This is a genomic window from Candidatus Koribacter versatilis Ellin345 (genome assembly GCF_000014005.1).
Lineage (GTDB): Bacteria > Acidobacteriota > Terriglobia > Terriglobales > Acidobacteriaceae > Korobacter > Korobacter versatilis_A.
Window position 1 is genome coordinate 3,627,383 of record NC_008009.1, and the last position, 15,921, is coordinate 3,643,303.

Below are 15,921 nucleotides of genomic sequence, written 5' to 3' on the forward strand. Positions count from 1 at the left end.
AACCGACGGGCCTTAGGGGGACCAACAGTTCCCTTTTATTATCGCAGACCGACCGTGTGTTTGGGGGCTGGCATCGGTGTATCACCTTTGGTAACCCGCCACAAAATGGAGTTTAACTTTTGCGTATCAACCTGGTCGGGCTTCGAGAAATCCATCTTTGCCGACTCTTGCGCCCCCGTTGCCTGCGGCCCATTTGCCGTGAAGATGAGTTTGTTCTCCCGATTTCGATAATCGGCTTTATAAGGTGCCTGTGAACCATCGCCGGCGAAGAGCGGCGCCATCAGAGCGGCCTGCGCATCGTTGTGGTTCATAGGAGGCAAGCCGAGCAGTGACTCCATGGTGTGGATCACATTCACTGTCGTGTAGAAGTTGTGCTCGACATAGGGCTTCTCCTGTCGCTGCGCATACTTGCTGATCACAAAAGCAATCGAGCGATGCGCATCTACATGGTCCGCGCCATCTTGCGCATCGTCCTCAAGCACAAAGATCGCTGTGTCGTCCCAGTACGGGCTGTGTGACAGCGCTTCTACTACGCGCCCCACCGCAAGATCATTATCGGCGACCGCGGCCTGTGGCGTTGGCATGCCCGGCGATGTGCCCGCAGTATGGTCCTGCGGCAACCGCAGCAATACAAAGTTTGGAAGCTGCTCACCCGTCCCGCTCTCCCGCGCCTTCACGAAGCCATCGAACTCATTCAGGAACTCGTCAACGCGGAGCTGATCGGGATAATCAGTCTTGAAATCGGCGTACTTGGGATCGAAGTGTCCCCGCAGCTCACGCTTGGTCGGCGTGTTCTTTGCGATCATCGGGATCGGCCATGGATAGGGGCTCGGGCCACCTTTCGGATCGCCCACGTTCGCGGGTAGCGCTTCGCCTTGCTTGATTTCCGCCCGAGCACAAACTCCCTTGCTCGCCCCGGTGGACGCCGGACTGTTCTGCTTCTTCGCCTCGCACCACTCCGTGTCAATGAACTCACCGTAGTGCCGATAGCTCAGATGATGCCGCGCGACGTTCGTCCAGAGATATCCAGTGCCCGGCTCATTGATGTCGTCTTCGTCGTGCTCAACGGGATAGATGTCGCCGACCTTTCCTTCGAAATCGTAACCGCGCTCGCTATTGCGATATGCGATCGGCCATGCCAACTCGGTGTACTCGGTATCAATCGCTGCAGTCGACCACACGTGACCATTGCCGCTCACTTCGCCCGAGTCGTAGAAGTTATCCAGCACGCCAAACTGCCTGGCGATCGCATGCAGGTTCGGCGTAATGTCCGCGCCGAACATTGTGAGCGATGGATCGCCGTCCCCGACGCCAAGGTCTCCGAGCACCTGATCGTAGGTGCGGTTTTCTTTGATGATGTAGATCACGTGCTTGATCGGGTTCTTGCCGCGCGCGAATGCAATCTCACTGCTGCGTCCGCTGAGTCGGTTTTCTTCCAGCACGGCTTGCTTGTATTCGTCAGAATGCTGCGCGATCGATGCGATGGGAAGTCGAGCGAGTGAACCGTGCATCAGCGTGGCGATGTAGGTGTTATTTTCTTTCGACCCTGGTTCCGGCGCATTTGGCACTGCGCCCTTCGCCTTGCCGCTCGCGATTAGCAGATCATCGCCAACAACCGTGAGCGCCGTCGGGTACCACTCTGTCGGCACGAAAGCTTTCACCGTGGGAATAGCCGTCCCCGAAATCTGCGACGGAACCGCAAACTGCAGGACTGCATCCGCCGAAGCGTCAGCGACGAAGACCGACTTACCATCCGGCGCGAACGCCAGCGCATCCGGATACACGCCCTCGTAATTCTGCCCCGGCAATTGCGTGGAGAAGTCGCCGATCTGCTTGCCTTCGCGCGCATCCACTACCGCGACCGCGTCCCGCGTCGCCAGAGCGATGAACAAATACCGGCCCTCCGGCGAGAGCGCCAGCGCATTGGGGTGCGACCCGGTGCGGCTCTCATCGTGGCTTCGATCGAGCTCAACTCGTCGCGCCACACGCAGTTTCTTCAGGTCAAGTTCGACTACCGAAGAATCGTTCCACAACGCGCTCCACGCCGTGCTTGCATCCTTTGAAACGACTAGACGATACGGAAACCGCGACGGCAGCACGCCCTTCCCGCGCGAAACATCGAATCGGTGTTTGATCTCCCCACTCGTGGCGTCGAGGAGCAGGACCGAATCCGATAAATTCGACGCCACCAGAAGCATCTCGTGCCCGTTCTGCTCGAACACTGCAAGCCCCGCAGGATACGGGTTTGCGAGTCCTTTGCGGAGATGCTCTGTCCCGTACGAGATCTTCTGCCTCGATTTGATCGCTAGCAGCGGCAGCTTCAGAAATCCGCTCGGCGCCACCACGCCATCCTTAAAGCTGTACACTGCAATCCCATTTCCCAATTCCGAATCCTTCGTGCTCTCGGGATGCGTCAGCGACGCCACCGACGCGTACAGTTTCTTGCCGTCGCGACTGAATACCAGCCCCACAAAGTAGGTCTGCGGCGCGTTGGCGTCAAAATGCGGATCGGTAAAATCTCGGAGCTCGTTCGTCGCTACATTCAGAACCGCGATCGACTGCCGGAACTGCGACTCACGCGAGCCATAGCCGTTGTTCAAAATCGCTACGTACTTCCCGTCAGGACTGACCGCCATCTCGGTCGGATAGGCATTCAACGTGCGGGGCGCACCCGGCGCCTCCGCTGAGATCGCTTTGGTAGTAGGCAGCGGAATTTCCTTCGGCTGTTGGGCAGCGAGTACAAGCGGGGTAGCAAAGAATGCGAGAGCGAGGACGGACCTGCACATCATGGCAGAAAGCTTACATGAAGCCGTTGGCAGCTTCGTAAAAAGCTGGTCAGCAACTCTGCCGGATGTGCGCGAGAACCGCGGCAACCTCCTCGGCAATGTCCGCCGTGCCGTAGAGCTTCACATTGGCATAGGCCGCGGTCGGCCGCACGAACGCCTCGGTTGCCGGGATCACCGACTCCCGAAACTGCTGCGCGACATATTCAGGCTTTCGGCCGCGCTCGCGAACATCCCGCTCCGCCCGCCGCTCGAAGCACACCGCATCGTCCATCTCGACATAGACCCTCGTAGGCAGCATCGTTCGCAGCCGCTCCCAATAGAGCGTAAACAGGCCTTCGACAATGATGTACTCCGTCGGAGGAACTTCGCGCGTTTCTTGGAGGCGCGTATGCCTGCTGAAGTCGTATAGCGGCTGCTCGATGCCCTCGCCCTTCGCCAGCGCCGCCACCTGCATGAAGAGCAAGTCCGTGTCGAGAATGTTTGGATCGTCGAAGTTCAGCCGCTCACGGTCTTCAAAGGAGAGATGCGAAAGGTCGGGATAGTAAGCGTCAATCGGAATCAGCGTCGCGCTCTTCAACTCGTGCGCAAGATGTTCGGCGAGATAGCTCTTGCCTGCGCCGGAGGGCCCAGCGATCCCGATCAAATACGGTTTCATGCCACCGACGCCGCGATTTTCGGCAGCACCGCGCGCAGCAACGCCAGGAATGTGTCTTTCACGCGTCGCCCGGTCTCCAGCACTTCCTCGTGATTGATCGCCTCGCCCGACAATCCAGCCGCCATGTTGGTCACGCACGATATCGCCAGCACTCGCACGTCCATGTGTCGCGCTACGATCACCTCGGGCACGGTGGACATCCCGACGAGGTCCGCACCCATGCGTGCAAGCATCTGGATCTCCGCCGGGGTCTCGTAGCTCGGTCCGTGCATCGCCGCGTAAATGCCTTCGTAGTACGGAATGTCCAATCGCTTCGCTTCTGCCTCAGCGATCTTCCGGTACTCGCGATCGTAGGCATAGGTCATATCCGGAAAGCGCGGGCCGAAACGGTCGTCGTTCGGACCAATCAGCGGGCTGCCGCCCATCATATTGATGTGGTCGCGAACCATCACCAGGGCGCCACGACCATACTGCGGATTGATGCCCCCGGCCGCATTCGTCAGCACCACGGCCTTCACGCCGAGTTGATGCAGTACTCGCATTGGAAACGCTGCCTGCGCAAACGTATTCCCCTCGTAAAAGTGCGCGCGCCCTTGCATCACTGCCAGCGACAAACCTACGAAGTTCCCAATCACCAGGTTCCCCGCATGTCCAATCGCGGTTGAGACGGGAAAATGTGGAATCTCGCCAAACGGGATCGTGCTCGGTTGCGCAAGTTCGTTCGCGAAGTCGCCCAGCCCAGATCCCAGCACAACCGCCACGTTCGGACGCACTGGGCACTTCGATCCAATGAACCTCGCTGCGTATTCCGCTTGCAGAAACGCTTCTGGCTTAAGCATGCAACAGAATCCCCACAATTGACGCCGACATCAGGTTCGCCATCGTTCCGGCCAACATCGCGCGAAAACCCAATCTAGCAAGGTCGTTTCTGCGGTTCGGGGCCAACGCACCCAATCCGCCGATCTGAATACCCACCGAGCTCAAGTTCGCGAAGCCGCACAGTGCGAACGTCGCAATCGTGAACGACCGCGGATCGAGTCCCGCCTTTTGTTGTCCAAGCATGGTGAAAGCCACCAGTTCATTCAGCACCATGCGCGTGCCGAGCAGGTTCCCGACGTTCAAGCAATCGCGCCAAGGAATTCCAATCAGCCACGCGAACGGCGCAAAAATCGCCCCGATGATGGTCTCCAACTTGTCGGGAAACCACTTGAAGCCGTGCGCCGCCAGCCAGTTGTGGCTGCCGCCAAGAACGCCGTTGATCAGCGCAATCAGCGCGAGAAACGAGATCAACATCGCCCCCACGTTTAGCGCCAGCCACAATCCGTCGGTCGTTCCCTTCGCCGCTGCGCCCAGTACGTTCGCGTGCTTCTCTTCCCCTGTGAGTTCCTCTTCGGTCGTCGCCTCCAGGCGTCCCGCGGTTAGTGGTGTCTCTGTTTCCGGCACCAGCATCTTGGCGATCACGAATGTTCCCGGTGCCGTCATGATCACCGCCGCGAGGATGTGCTTCGCCTCAATCCCCTGCAGGATGTACGCGCCCATGATCGCCCCAGACACATGCGCCATGCCGCTCGTCATCACCACCATTAGTTCGCTCTGGGTCAGTTTTGGCAGGAACGGACGGATCGTCAGCGGCGCTTCCGTTTGCCCCATGAAAATGCTGGCAGCCACATTCAGCGACTCGGCGCCGCTCGCGCCCATAAAGCGCATCATCACCTTCGCAACATTGCGAATGATGAACTGCATAATTCCGTAGTGATAGAGGATCGCGAAGAACGCCGCGATAAAAATAATGACCGGCAACACCTGGAACGCAAAGAAGAACCCGTACTTCCCGCCGCTCGCCCCAAGATCACCAAACACAAAGCTCGATCCGGCGAACGAGAACGACAGCAACTTCTTAGCGCCGTCGCCGCCTATTTGCATGATGCGTTGCCCGATCGGCACCCGCAGCACAAAGATCGCAAACAGTATTTGGAGAATAAGGCCGATGATCACCGTCCGCCACTTGATCGCGCGACGGTTGGTCGAGAAGAGATAAGCCAGGCTCAGAAAAACCAGCAGACCGAGAACACCGGTCAGGCGCTCCATGCACGCTCCTGTGCGACTAAATCAGCAGAAGATTAGCAGGAGCTTCGCTGGAATCGAAAGGACTTTAGCTTTTATTCGGGCGCACCCAGTTCCCGTACGATTGCCACACTCGCGCTGGAACCGATACGATTGGCGCCGGCCTCGAGCATCGCTTCGGCGTCCGCTAGCGTACGAATTCCGCCCGCTGCCTTCACGCCGAGTTTGGTTCCCACCACGCCGCGCATCAGGTGAACGTCGCTTGCAGTCGCGCCAGCCTTGCTGAAGCCCGTTGAGGTCTTCACGAAGTCCGCGCCACCTTCCATCGCCAGCGCGCAAGCAAATATCTTCTCTTTGTCGCTCAGAAACGCCGTCTCAATGATGACCTTCAGGATCGCTCCACCATCATGGGCCAATTGCGCCAGGCTTCGGATCTCCGCCTGGATCAAGTGCCGTTCACCAGCCTTCACCGCGCCGATCGGGATCACCATGTCGAGTTCCTGCGCGCCAAGTTTCAGCGCCTCCGCGGCCTCGAACAATTTCACCGTGGTCAACGTCGCACCCAGTGGGAATCCAATGGTCGTCCCCACTTTGACTCGCGCGCCGCGCACCACGCTTTTGGCATGCGCCAGCAGGTCGGGATTCACCATCACCGAAAAGAATTCATAACGCAGTGCTTCTTCGCACAGGCGTGTGACTTCCTCGCGGGTCGCTTCTGGCTTTAATAATGTGTGGTCAATGACGGCGGCGATGGCGTGCCAGCCGTTTACGGAATTTCTGACGTCGGGAAGCGCGACGTTCATCACCATTGCAGACCGATTTTACACCCGATTTGAAATTGATTTTCAGTTACAAAAGTTACTCTTCCACCACACAAATGTCAGGCAAATTCCTGTAACGTTCGGCAGCATCCATCCCATACCCGACAACAAATTTATCCGGAATCTCAAACCCAACGTAGTCCGCCCGGATAGGCATCTTCCGGCGCTCTGTCTTATCTAACAGTGCCGCGATCTTCAGCGCCTTCGGGTGATGCGCGCCAAACACCTTCATCAGGTACGACATCGTGAGCCCAGTATCGAGGATGTCTTCCACAAGAATAACGTTCTTCCCCTCCATGGAATTGTCCACGTCCTTGTTGAGCTTTACCTCGCCACTGGTCTGCTTCTCGCTGCCGTAACTCGAGACCGCGATGAAGTCGAACGTCGCATCCAGCGCGATGTTCCGTGCCAGATCGCTCAGAAAAATCGCCGCGCCCTTGAGCACGCCGATCAGCACCACCGGCTGTCCCTGGAACTCGGCGCTGATTTCCGCGCCAATTTCTGCCACACGTTTCTGGATCTGCTCACGCGAAAGAAGAACCTTAAGGTTGGGCACGTTCTGTCCTGCTGCTGGAATAAAAATGGGATGTTAGATGAGCCGAGCACCACGTTCAAGCAACTTGCGACACCGGCCAAACCGCGCCATCCTGTTATGATTCGCCTTCATCCGGAGCAAGCGCTGATGACATCCTTTCGCAAGCGTTCGGTCGTTCTTTTCGTTCTCCTTTCTTCGTTTGTTTTCTCACAAGCCAAACCCGCGCCCGCTGCCGCTTCCGGCGAAGCCCGCACCGATCGCTACATGCAGTCCATTCGCGGCAATATTCCGTTGCTCACGGAGTTTCTGCAGGAAATGCCCAAAGGCGGCGACCTTCACTATCACCTCTCCGGCGGCGTCTACGCCGAGACGATGATCGGCTGGGCCGCTGAAGGCAAGCTCTGCGTCACCACCCAAACCCTCGAACTCGTGAAGCCGCCATGCAATGAAGGCGCCGGCAATGTTCCCGCCGAGAGCGCGCTAAGCAACCCCGTCCTCTACCGTCAAATGGTGGACGCCTGGTCTATGCGCAACTGGCAGGAGGGACACGAGTCAGGCCACGATCATTTCTTCGACACCTTCGAAAAATTCGGCCTCTCCAATGACGGCCACACCGGCGACATGCTCGCCGAAGCCGCCCGCCGTGCTGCCGCCAACCACGAGCTCTACCAGGAACTGATGCTCACCGCCGATGGTGGACGCGTTTCCGAAGTCGGCAAGCACGTCGGCTGGATCGAAGATTTCAAGACGATGCGCGAGACTCTCCTGGCCAATGGTCTGCTCGACGCCGTAGCCACCGGCAGCAAAAACATCGCCGAAGCCGAACAGCAGCGCGACGCCGCTCTCCAGTGCACCGGCGCGAAACCGGAGCCTGCCTGCAAGATCACTCAGCGCTTCATTTATCAAGTGCTTCGTGGGTTGTCGAAGCAGGTCGTCTTCGCGCAAATTCTTGCGGGCTTCGAAATGGCTTCACGCGATCCCCACGTCGTTGGCTTCAATCTCGTCATGCCTGAGGACTACTACGTTCCGATGCGCGACTATGACTTGCACATGCGTATCATCGACTTCCTCAAGCCGCTCTACCCCAAGGTGCACATCTCTCTGCACGCCGGTGAACTCGCACCCGGCCTCGTTCCACCCGATGGCCTCAGCTTTCACATCCGCGAAGCTGTTGAACTCGGACACGCGGACCGCATCGGTCACGGTGTAGACGTGATGGAAGAAGACAACGCGCTCGACCTCGTTAAAGAAATGGCCAAGCGCAAGGTTATGGTCGAGATCAATCTCACCAGCAACGATGTCATTCTTGGCATTCGTGGCAAAGACCATCCACTCGCCACCTATATGAAGTACGGCGTTCCGGTCGCGCTCTCCACTGACGACGAAGGCGTCTCCCGTTCCGATCTTTCGATGGAATACATGCGCGGCGCCACCGATCAGGGGCTCACCTACGCGCAACTCAAAACGATGGCCCGCACTTCGCTCGAGCACGCATTCGTTAGCGGCGAAAGCCTCTGGCGCGACGAACACTTCGCTCGCGTCAAGCAATGCGCGGCTGACCGCGTTGCGCCTGAGAAGCTCTCTGAAGGGTGCCAGTCGTATTTGCGAGCGAATCAAAAGGCAATGCTGCAATGGGAGTTGGAGAAGCAATTCGGAGCTTTTGAAAGCCGCTGGTAACAGTAAGGGGGCAATCCTTATCGAATTGCCCCACCTCGCAAACTTATCAAACTTTTATCGGATCCGGTCAAAACCGGCATCGTACCCGGCCTCATACTGCGTGCGGTCCGCATCTGCGCTCCACCGTCCGGCGGCAACATGATGCAACCGTCCTTCTTCGGCATCGTGCTTTCCCATGTATAGCCCATCGCGGAAGGCTGCGTCCGTTCCATGCAACACCCGGGCGGTATTTCCGTCGGTCGCGCCCGCGGAAACATTGCTCGAGAGCGCGGCCCCTGCGCCGAAGCTCATTGCCATCGCCAAAGCGTATCCGCTGATTTTTCTCTTCATTGATCTTCTCCCTCGGCTGGTTTGTGGCCTGCAAGGAGTAGATCATCGGCACCCGGAAAGGTCCGTAAAGTGGTTGTAAAGAGCGCGTAAACTCGCGACGAAACAATTTCTTATGGCTCTCATCGCGCCCGCTTCATTAGCGCGCAAAGCTTATAGGGCCGCGAACTTATAGCCCAGCCCAGGCACGGTGTGCACCCACTGCGGCTGCTTCGGATCGGGCTCGATCTTCTGGCGCAAACTCGCAATATGCATGTCCACGGTCCGCGTATAGGTCGATGCACTGTAGCCCCATACCTCTTTCAGCAACTCGCCGCGCGATACAGTTTTTCCGCGGTTCTCCAGCAGGTAGCGCAGCAACTGGAACTCGCGCGCACTCAACGCCACCGGTTTCCCCTCACGCGTCACTTCCGTTCCCCGCAAGTCCACGCGCAAATCTCCGAACTGCTGCACTTCTTCCTTCTCCGGCGGACGCATCGGCGATCGCCGCAGTAGCGCCTCAATCCGCGCCATCAATTCGATCATCTCGAAGGGCTTGGTCATGTAATCGTCGGCGCCGATTTTCAGCCCCACGACTTTATCCACCAATTGTCCTCGCGCGGTGAGCATCAGGATCGGCGTCGCCACTCCCGCCTGCCGGATGTCGCGGCACACGTCGAATCCGTTGCGCTTCGGCAATTGAATGTCGAGGATGATCAGGTCAAACACATTGCGCGTTCCATGGTGGTAGCCTTCCTCTCCATTGCGGGCCACCTCTACCGAGTAGCCTTCTGCGCGCAGCCGGTCGGTCAGCGTCGTGAGCAGCGCTTCTTCATCTTCGATCAGCAAGATATGTTCGTTCATGCGCTGGTCAACACTCCCGTAGTTGCTGCTTCCGCCGCAGTCCGCAGCGGCGAATCTTCCGCAAACGGCAGGTGCAGCGTAAATGTGCTCCCCTTGCCGACTTCACTGCTCACGGTCAATGATCCGTTCATCGCCTCCGCCAGGCTTTTTGCCAGCGGCAATCCCAGGCCCGTGCCGCGGATTTGCGCGGCAGCGATCTGTGGACTGCGATAGAACGGCTCGAAGACATGTTCCAACTCATCCGCTGCAATGCCCATGCCGCGGTCTTCTACCCCAATCAAGATCTCCCGTCCCTCCGGACTCGCCTTCCGGCGCGCTGTAACGCGCACCCACTTCGCTTCGCCGCCATACTTCACGGCATTGATCACCAGGTTCTGCACACACTGCGACACCGCACTCAGGTCCGCAATCACCTGTGGCAATCCGCTCTCCATCTCTGATTCGAGCTTGACTCCGGAAACATCGAGCAATCCGGCTGTGTTCGACACCACCACTTCAATAATCTTTCTGACGTCCAGGCGCTCCAGATGGTAGGTCTGTCGTCCTTCACGCGTCGCGGCGAATAACAATATCTGTTCCACCAGCGCGATCAATTGCCGCCCCTGGACTTTGATCATCTCCCCATAGCGTTGTAGCTGCTGCTGCCCATTGACCACGCCGTCGCTCAGGTTATCGGCCGCGGAACAAATCACGGCCAGCGGGGTACGCAATTCGTGCGATACGGTCGCTACAAACTCCATTTGCAGCCGCGCCAACCTCTGCGCTCGGCGCGTCACCACAATCAGCATCGTCATCGTCGCGCCCAGCAGCAACAGGATGCCAAGGCTGATTCCAAGGTCCCGCCGCCGGATCGCCGCCATTTGCGCCTCCAGAGAACCACGCCGGTGTCTCACCACCAGGTTCCAGTGCGGCTCATGCCCGCCATCCTGCATCACCGGCATCCACGTCGGCGCCGCCATGTTTCGCATCTCCTCCACGTTGGTTGCGCGCTTCGCGCCTCCGGCATGGAAGTCGCCGGCAAAATCGTGCGAGAGCTGCGTGCCATTGGTCGGAGGCGGACCAAAAATATCAAGCACCGCATCCGGGTGGTCGAACGGACGCTGCACAAATTCCGGCGACGACGAGTACAACACCCGCTCCGTTCGCCCGGCAATCACCGCGTTGTCGTAGTTCGCTCCCTGTGGGCCGCCGAAGTAATGGAGCGCCAGTTCCGGCAGTAATTTCTGTTCGAGTACCTTGGCGTCCAGTTCAATCACGATCCACGTCACCGGCTCCGTATCGTCGCGATCGAAATCCCGCTCTGGCAATCGCGCGTGTTCCTGTTCTTCGCGCAACTCCGCATCCGCTGCGCGAAAGCGCTTTCCGTGTCCCTCCCGCTCATCGGTCTCTACGTCGTTATGGATGAGCGGATGTACCAGCGCTGGAAGGTTTTGCTCGAATTGCCAGCCGAACAACGGATCGTGTGGAATCTGCCCGCGAAGATTGTCTTCCCGCGTGTGTGGATCGTCGGTCACTCGCCGCTCCAGCATCTCTGGATCAAGCGACTGCCGGCGCAGTTCATTCATCATCGCTGCAAAACGCGGCGGCGGGTTCTCACGATGGAAACGCTTCTCCCCGATATCGCGGCGAAACACAGCTTCCTCGCCGGACCTGGGCACGCGAATCAGGTACAGGTTCGCGAACAGTTCAGGACGCGTCGCCGTTCCGTGCCACGCTCGATAGCGCTCAAAATAAGTGTTCCAGTTCTCTCGATTGTCGGGCTCGGAGCTGACCTGCATCGCGAAGGCAGGCTCCGAAATCTCCCTCAGCAGGCTTAAGTGCCAGTCCAGTATGGATGCCTTCAGGCTCGCATTGATTCGTGCTTCAGTCGCGTCGGTAACTCGTTTGCTCCACCGATACTGAAGCACGGCAAGTGCCGCCAATACCGCCACCATCGCCACGATAATGGCAGTCCAGAGCGCGCGTTCTTGAAGACGGTTTCTCACGAGCTCACCGGTTCAGCGTTTGCTGAATGTTTTCAGTTTTGACGGGCTAACGACCGAAGTTGATACCGCAGTGCGTGTATGGTAGCGGATTTTCGTCATTTCGAAAACCGCCCCGCAACCGGCAGCTCTCGCTGGCTTAGCGAGGGCCTTCCATTTACTGGGATTCCCAGCGCCGCGCGAAGAAACGTGCGATCACGAAGAGCACAATCCCTGCGCCGAGCAGCACGCTCACCTGCTGCCAAAGATGAATCAATGGCTCGTCGTACCAGAACACCTTCGTGAAGCCATCGATTGCCCAACCGTTGATCGTAAACAGTCCGGCCTTCTGCATCGTCGGCGGCATCAGGAAGCGCGGAAACATACTGCCGCCAATCGCCGACATCGTCAGGATGAGCAGCGTGCTTACGCCTCCCTGCTGCGCTCGCGTTTTAGAAACACTGGCGAGAATCATGCCGAAGTTCGCGACTGCGAATGCGGTCGAAATGCCCATCACCAGGAAGCCTGCGATGTGCTGCCACAAATCGAGGTGAAACACCGCCCATCCCCACAGGAACATCACGCAGAGCTGCAGGAACGCCAGCACTGTGCAATACGTCATCTTTCCCGCAAGCAACGTCCCCATGCTCACCCGCGAACTCAATACGCGATCCAGCGCGCCACTATCCGACTCATCGAGCAGCGACCCGCCCGCCGCACTCGCGGTGAACAGCAGGAACATCACGCCGATGCCAGCCGCGTAAAACGAGATCATCGACGCATTTTTGTGCTCGCCCACCACATCGCGAATCTGCATCGCAACCAGCGTCTGCTCTTGAGCGGGCTTCGCCGCCGTCGTTCCAGCAGCGTCCTTCTGCTTCAGGTATTCGCGATACTGCGCCAGGTCTGAATCAATCCGCTTTCGCTGTTCTCCCGTCAGCCCACCTGCCGCGCGCGAGAGATAATCCACACTCTGGTTCGCCATCACGTCGCCCATCGAGGTCATCACAACCTTCTGCAGCATTCCCGCAATGACTTGCGCCGCAATCGGATCGGAGCTGTCGTGGAGAATCTGAATCTTCGGCTCGTCATCTGTGTGCGGTTCGAAGGAAATCGGATGCGCACCAAATCCCTTAGGAATAATTAGCGCCGCCGGGAATTCTCCACTCTTCACGCCGGACTCGGCGGTCTGCGCCGTGTAGTCTGGCTTCGGCGCTTCGTCCTTTTTATCCTCCGGGCGTGTGAACGCGTTCAGTGATGGCTCCGCTTTCAGCCCTTCTGCTAGCCTTTGCGATGCCGGCGACTGGTCTTCGTCCACCACCGCCACGCTCACCTTCGCCGTGCTACTGTGCGACTGTCCGAAGATCACCGCGAAGATACTGAAGAACGCCACCGGCAGGATGAACGACAGCAGCATCGCCCCGCGGTCCCGGCGCAGTCCTCGTAAACTCGTTCGTACAATGGCAGCAATCATTCGCGCAGGTCCCTTCCCGTCAGTTGCAGAAACACTGACTCCAGATTCGGCCGTCGCAGCACCACGTCAATCACCTCAAGTCCACTCTTGCTCGCGCCATCCAGCAGCCCTGCAATCTCTGTCGGCTGCTCAATCGAGAAGTGTGCGATCTCTCCATCGAACGTCCCGCCGCGCGCTGCCGCAAATGCTGCGCTCTGCCCTTTCGCGTCCTTGATTCGCATCAGCACATCGCTGCGTCCGCCAAACGACTCATGCACGAGATCATCGCGCGTACCCGATGCGATCACCTTGCCGTGATCGATAATGGCGATCCGATCGCATAGTCGTTCGGCCTCTTCCATGTAGTGGGTCGTATAGATGATCGCCATGCCTTCCGCGCGCAACGCCTCGATCATTTCGAAGATGTGATTGCGCGACTGTGGATCCACTCCCACCGTCGGTTCGTCCATCAGCACCATTTTTGGACGATAGATCAATCCGCACGCCATGTTCAGCCGACGCTTCATGCCACCCGAAAGCTCCTTCACAGGCGCGCCCGCTCTGTCTTCCAGCGTCGCCCACTTCAAACACCAGGTGATCGCATCGCGCAAAGCGTTCCCACTCAGCCCCTGGTAGCGTCCGAATGAATCGAGGTTCTCGCGACATGTCAGGAGCGGATAGAGCGCAATCTCCTGCGGCACCCACCCAATCGCTGCCCGCGCCTCACGCGACTCTGCCGCGGACCCGAATATCTGAACCGTGCCCGCATCCGGCTTCACGCGTCCAACAATGCTGCGGATTGTCGTGGACTTCCCCGCGCCGTTCGGGCCGAGCAGGCCAAGGCACTCCCGTTCGCGCACCTCGAGCGAGATTCCGTCCACTGCCGTGACCTGGCCAAATCTTTTAACCAGCCCGTCAATTCGAAGTGGTAGCGCACTCATAGTCACAGGATTGTACGTGCACATCCGACTCGTCGTTCCAGTTCGGCATCTACTTTCTTTGTAACCGTTGGGTAAATTTGCGGACGCGTAAGCGCCGCTGCTAAACTCACAAGTCCTTCAGACTGGACTCCACAAACATGATCGTCTTCCGCAAACCGCTTTCGGGTGTTGATCGCCCGCAGATGGACGCCGACGTTGTGATCGTAGGCGGCGGCCCGGCCGGCATGGCCTGTGCCCTCCGTCTCTCGCAACTCATCGACGCGCACAACCAGGCCAACCCGGAACTCCAGGTCAGCAAAGAAAATATCTACGTCCTTGAAAAAGCGCGTGAGGTCGGCCAACACTGCCTCAGTGGAGCCCTGCTCGATCCGCGTTCGATGAACGAACTCCTCCCCGGCTGGGAGAAAGAAGCTCCGATTGAGGCCCCGGTTTCGAAGGAATCGGTCTACTACCTGACCAAGACCGGCAAGATCAAAGCGCCCATCACGCCGCCGCCCATGCGTGACCACGGCAACTACGTGATCTCGATCAACCGCTTCGTGAAATGGATGGGCGAAAAAGTCGAAGCCACCGGCATCACGCTCTTCACTGGCTTCGCCGGCAGCGAGCTGCTGATTGAAGACGGCAAAGTCACCGGCGTTCGCACCGACGACAAAGGCGTGGACAAGCGCGGCGAGCAAAAATCCAATTTCGACCCCGGCTACGATCTCAAAACCAAGGTCCTCATCCTCGCCGAAGGCCCGCGCGGCTCGCTAACCAAGCAACTCGTCGGCCGCTTCAATCTCGAGGAGCACCGCAATCCGCAGACCTACGGCGTCGGGGTCAAAGAGTTATGGGAACTCCCAGCGGGTCGTGTCGCTGCCGGCGAAGTCATCTACACCCTGGGCTACCCACTCACCTTCCAGGAATACGGTGGCGCGTGGATCTACGGCGGCAAAGACAACGTCGTCTCGCTTGGTTTCGTCACCGGCCTCGATTACGAAGATCCGCGCATCGATCCACAGCACGTGCTGCAATCCTTCAAGGCGCATCCATTTATCGCCAAGCTGCTCGAAGGCGGCAAGATGATCCGCTACGGCGCGAAGTCATTGCCCTACGGCGGATGGTGGGCGCTCCCACCCCTCGCAGGTGACGGCTGGATGATCATCGGCGACTCTGCAGGCTTCCTCAACTCGCAGCGCTTGAAAGGCATTCACCTCGCCATCAAGAGCGGCATGCTTGCCGCCGAGAGCGCCTTCGACGCGATGCTGGCCAACGAGTTCTCGAAGAAACAGCTTCAATCGTTCCCCGACAAAGTGAACGACAGCTGGATTCGCACTGAGCTCTGGCCCGTACGCAACTTCCACCAGGGCTTCGAACACGGCTTCGTCCAGGGAATGATGCACACCGCCCTACAGCAGGTCACCGGCGGTCACGGCATCATGAACAAATATCCCGCGCACGCCGGCCACACCAAGATGCATCCCGTGTGGGACATGCTTGGCTACGGCGATCGCCGTCAGCGACTCATCGGCCCCGCCAAGGGCGACGGCAAGCTCACGTTCGACAAACTCACCGACCTCTATCACTCCGGCACCAAACACGAAGAAGACCAGCCCGCGCACTTGGTCATTCACGACACGAACATTTGCAGTACGCGTTGCGCGAAAGAATTCGGTAACCCCTGCACCAACTTCTGCCCCGCGAATGTGTACGAGATGGTTGACTCGCAAGACGTTCCTGGCGGGAAAGAGATCCACCTCAACCCGTCGAACTGCGTCCACTGCAAGACCTGCGACATCATGGACCCGTACGAGATCATCACCTGGGTTCCGCCTGAGGGCGGCGGCGGACCGAATTACGACGGGATGTGATTGAT

At 58.6% G+C, this 15,921-nt stretch carries 13 protein-coding genes; 2 read left to right on the forward strand and 11 right to left on the reverse strand.

All coding sequences use genetic code 11. The features are described from left to right. Positions 1 to 38: 38 nt before the first annotated feature. The 6 genes from ACID345_RS15745 to hpt all read right to left on the reverse strand — a co-directional run bounded on the left by ACID345_RS15745 (position 39) and on the right by hpt (position 6,882). Complete coding sequence (locus ACID345_RS15745) at positions 39 to 2,789, reverse strand: bifunctional YncE family protein/alkaline phosphatase family protein (protein ID WP_011523855.1); 2,751 nt, start codon at positions 2,787 to 2,789, stop codon at positions 39 to 41. Positions 2,790 to 2,835: 46 nt separating this feature from the next. After that, positions 2,836 to 3,441 carry a uridine kinase gene (udk, locus tag ACID345_RS15750; protein WP_011523856.1) on the reverse strand — a complete coding sequence of 202 codons (606 nt, stop codon included), beginning with the start codon at positions 3,439 to 3,441 and terminating at the stop codon, positions 2,836 to 2,838. Further along, the gene (locus ACID345_RS15755) at positions 3,438 to 4,280 is read right to left on the reverse strand and encodes a purine-nucleoside phosphorylase (protein ID WP_011523857.1); all 843 of its coding nucleotides are present in this window, start codon (positions 4,278 to 4,280) and stop codon (positions 3,438 to 3,440) included. The genes udk and ACID345_RS15755 overlap by 4 nt, the downstream gene beginning before the upstream one ends. After that, positions 4,273 to 5,529, reverse strand: coding sequence for a NupC/NupG family nucleoside CNT transporter (locus tag ACID345_RS15760; RefSeq protein ID WP_011523858.1), 1,257 nt, complete (start codon positions 5,527 to 5,529; stop codon positions 4,273 to 4,275). The genes ACID345_RS15755 and ACID345_RS15760 overlap by 8 nt, the downstream gene beginning before the upstream one ends. A gap of 71 nt (positions 5,530 to 5,600) precedes the next feature. Then, positions 5,601 to 6,308, reverse strand: a complete 708-nt coding sequence (gene deoC, locus ACID345_RS15765) for a deoxyribose-phosphate aldolase (RefSeq protein WP_148210134.1) — start codon at positions 6,306 to 6,308, stop codon at positions 5,601 to 5,603. Positions 6,309 to 6,363: 55 nt separating this feature from the next. Continuing rightward, entirely contained in the window at positions 6,364 to 6,882 is a 519-nt protein-coding gene (gene hpt / locus ACID345_RS15770; RefSeq protein WP_011523860.1) for a hypoxanthine phosphoribosyltransferase, read from the reverse strand. A gap of 126 nt (positions 6,883 to 7,008) precedes the next feature. On the opposite strand from hpt, the gene ACID345_RS15775 reads away from it, so the two are divergent. Continuing rightward, on the forward strand, positions 7,009 to 8,538 hold the full coding sequence (locus tag ACID345_RS15775) for an adenosine deaminase family protein (RefSeq protein ID WP_011523861.1): 1,530 nt from the start codon (positions 7,009 to 7,011) through the stop codon (positions 8,536 to 8,538). Positions 8,539 to 8,592: 54 nt separating this feature from the next. Here the strand turns inward: ACID345_RS15775 and ACID345_RS15780 are convergent, their stop codons facing one another. The 5 genes from ACID345_RS15780 to ACID345_RS15800 all read right to left on the reverse strand — a co-directional run bounded on the left by ACID345_RS15780 (position 8,593) and on the right by ACID345_RS15800 (position 14,063). Continuing rightward, positions 8,593 to 8,868, reverse strand: coding sequence for a hypothetical protein (locus tag ACID345_RS15780; RefSeq protein WP_011523862.1), 276 nt, complete (start codon positions 8,866 to 8,868; stop codon positions 8,593 to 8,595). Between the two features lie 150 nt (positions 8,869 to 9,018). After that, a complete protein-coding gene (locus ACID345_RS15785) occupies positions 9,019 to 9,708 on the reverse strand; it encodes a response regulator transcription factor (protein ID WP_011523863.1) in 690 nt (229 codons plus the stop codon). Then, positions 9,705 to 11,693 carry a sensor histidine kinase gene (locus tag ACID345_RS15790; protein ID WP_011523864.1) on the reverse strand — a complete coding sequence of 663 codons (1,989 nt, stop codon included), beginning with the start codon at positions 11,691 to 11,693 and terminating at the stop codon, positions 9,705 to 9,707. The genes ACID345_RS15785 and ACID345_RS15790 overlap by 4 nt, the downstream gene beginning before the upstream one ends. 154 nt (positions 11,694 to 11,847) lie before the next feature. Beyond that, entirely contained in the window at positions 11,848 to 13,143 is a 1,296-nt protein-coding gene (locus ACID345_RS15795; protein WP_011523865.1) for an ABC transporter permease, read from the reverse strand. Beyond that, positions 13,140 to 14,063: an ABC transporter ATP-binding protein gene (locus ACID345_RS15800; RefSeq protein WP_041855774.1), complete on the reverse strand. Its 924-nt coding sequence runs from the start codon at positions 14,061 to 14,063 to the stop codon at positions 13,140 to 13,142. Before ACID345_RS15800 ends, ACID345_RS15795 begins: the two co-directional genes overlap by 4 nt. Positions 14,064 to 14,200: 137 nt before the next feature. Here ACID345_RS15800 and ACID345_RS15805 point away from each other — a divergent pair, with 137 nt between their 5' ends. Next, on the forward strand, positions 14,201 to 15,916 hold the full coding sequence (locus ACID345_RS15805) for an electron transfer flavoprotein-ubiquinone oxidoreductase (protein ID WP_011523867.1): 1,716 nt from the start codon (positions 14,201 to 14,203) through the stop codon (positions 15,914 to 15,916). Positions 15,917 to 15,921: the final 5 nt, after the last annotated feature.